This is a genomic window from Inquilinus sp. (assembly GCF_057815775.1).
The window spans coordinates 1-2114 of the sequence record NZ_JBYRFX010000391.1; the positions used below are offsets into that span (position 1 = coordinate 1).

Sequence of the window (2114 nt, forward strand, 5' to 3'; positions counted from 1 at the left end):
CACCTGACCGATGTGCTGTCCACCGACCGTCATACGGTCAAGCCCTGGTTCGCCGGCAAGCTCGATGCCGCGCCGCCGGTGGTCGATCTCGCGCCGCAAGGCTTCCCGCTGGTGGGTGGCCGTCTCGACTATCTCGACCGCAGGGTGGTCGCAGCCCTGGTCTATGGCCGGCGCGAGCACATCATCAACCTGTTCGTCTGGCCCCAGCCCGGCGTGGCGGATGCCGCGCCGGCGCCGGAGGTGGACGATGGCTACCGGCTGATCCGCTGGGCCCGGTCCGGGCTGGTGTTCTGGGCGGTCTCGGACATGGACATGACGGAGCTGCAGGCGTTCCAGGTCGAATACGAGAAGGGCGTCGCGGCGCAGGCGGCCGCGGCGCAACCGTCCTGAAGCCCTGGCTTCACTCCTTGGGGTGAAGCTCCAGTTTCATGCCCTCGTGGCTGGCGACGAAGCCGAGCCTAATGTAGAAGCGGTGGGCGTCGGTGCGGCGCTTGTCGGTGGCCAGCTGCATCAGGCCACAGCCGCGCTCACGCGACCGGGTGATCGCCCATTGCATCATCACCTGGCCGGCGCCCTGGCCGCGCAAGGCTGAATCGATGCGCACGGATTCGATCTGCGCCCGCCACATGCCCTGGCGCGACAGGCCGGGAATGAAGCTGAGCTGGAAGCAGCCGGCCACCCGGCCATCCTGCTCGGCCACGATCAATTCCTGGTTCGGGTCGGCGGCGATGGCGTCGAAGGCGGCGCGATAGGGCGCCTCGACCGCGGTCTCGCGGTTCTTGCCCAGTTGGTCGTCCGCCAGCAGCCGCAGGATCGCCGGCAGGTCGTCGACGGTCGCCGCGCGCATCGTCACAGGCATGGTTCAATCCCATTCGCTGCGGGCCTTGTGCCCACAGTCTCTTGTCACCGCCGCCCATCGTTGATGCAATGCCGGTTGCGAGTATTTTTTTGCAACCGAGCATTGATGTCATGGGCGATGCATCCGGCCGACCGCGCGGGACCAGGCGTCGCACCGATGGGGACGACCTGTTCCGCCGGATCCTCGACAGCGCCCCGATCAGCATGGCGATCGCCGGGCCGGACGGGCGCTGCCGCCAGGCCAACGCCGCCTTCTGCGCCATGTTCGGCTTCACGCCGGCGGAGTGCATCGGCCGCACCGTCGGCGACATCGTCCACCCGGAGGACCGCGATGCAGTGCTGCAGGCCTTCGCGGCGCTGCAGCGAGGCGAGATCGACACCGCCCGGGCGGAGCGGCGCTACGTCCGCAAGGATGGCAGTGCCTTCTGGGGCATGGCCCATGTCTCGATCCTGCCGGACGCGGACGGCGACCACTACATCTACCAGATCGTCGGCATCGGCCCGCAGAAACAGGCCGAGGCGGACCTGACCGCCAGCGAGCTGCGCTGGAACGTCGCCGTGGCCAACGCCGGCCAGGGAATCTGGGACTGGAACCTGGCCGCCGGCCGGATCTGGCGTTCTCGCCAATGCACGGCGATGCTCGGCTTCCCCGAGGCCGAGATCGACGAGGCCGGCGATGCCTGGTGGCGCAGCCGGCTGCACCCGGACGATGTCGATCGGGCGCTGCGGACCTTCGATCGCCTGGTCGAAGGCGGTGAGCTGATCTACGACATGGACTACCGCCTGCGGCACCGGGACGGGCGCTGGGTCTGGATCCTGGCCCGCGGCAAGGTGGTGGAGCAGGCGGCTGATGGCCGGCCGACGCGGATGATCGGCACCAACACCGACATCACCCGGCAGAAGGAGATCGAGGAGCAGTTCGCCAATGTCAGCGAACGGCTCGAACTCGCGGTCAGGGCCGGCCGGATCGGGGTGTGGGACCTCGACCTCGTCACCGGCCTGTACAATCTCAACGCCGAGATGCACGAGATCTACGGCTTCGGCGAGACCGGCATGCGGGCTGGCGTTTCCCCCGGTGCCTATGGCGGCACGATGGAAGAGGCCTTCGCCATGATCCACCCTGACGATGTCGGGACAGTGGGGGCGGAGTGGGAGCGGGCGCTATCGGTGACCTCGGCCTATGAGGGCGAATTCCGCATCCGCCGGACCACCGGCGACATCCGGCACATCTATTCCGTCGCCCATGTGCAGCGGGC

General features: G+C 68.4%; 3 protein-coding genes. 2 read left to right on the forward strand and 1 reads right to left on the reverse strand.

All coding sequences use genetic code 11. The features are described 5' to 3' along the window. Nucleotides 1–390 (forward strand): anti-sigma factor family protein (locus AC3XYG_RS14080; protein ID WP_489140466.1); only part of this gene is annotated, 390 nt, incomplete at its 5' end. A gap of 10 nt (nucleotides 391–400) precedes the next feature. Here AC3XYG_RS14080 and AC3XYG_RS14085 read toward each other — a convergent pair. Next, the gene (locus AC3XYG_RS14085; RefSeq protein ID WP_489140467.1) at nucleotides 401–859 is read right to left on the reverse strand and encodes a GNAT family N-acetyltransferase; all 459 of its coding nucleotides are present in this window, start codon (nucleotides 857–859) and stop codon (nucleotides 401–403) included. A 110-nt stretch (nucleotides 860–969) separates the two neighbouring features. Between AC3XYG_RS14085 and AC3XYG_RS14090 the strand changes: the two genes are divergently transcribed. Then, nucleotides 970–2114: PAS domain-containing protein (locus AC3XYG_RS14090; protein WP_489140468.1), on the forward strand; the 1145-nt coding region annotated here is incomplete at its 3' end.

Excerpts from the sequence above, each read along its gene's own strand:
- AC3XYG_RS14085 (WP_489140467.1), bottom strand. The coding sequence starts at position 859 with ATGCCTGTGACGATGCGCGCGGCGACCGTCGACGACCTGCCGGCGATC.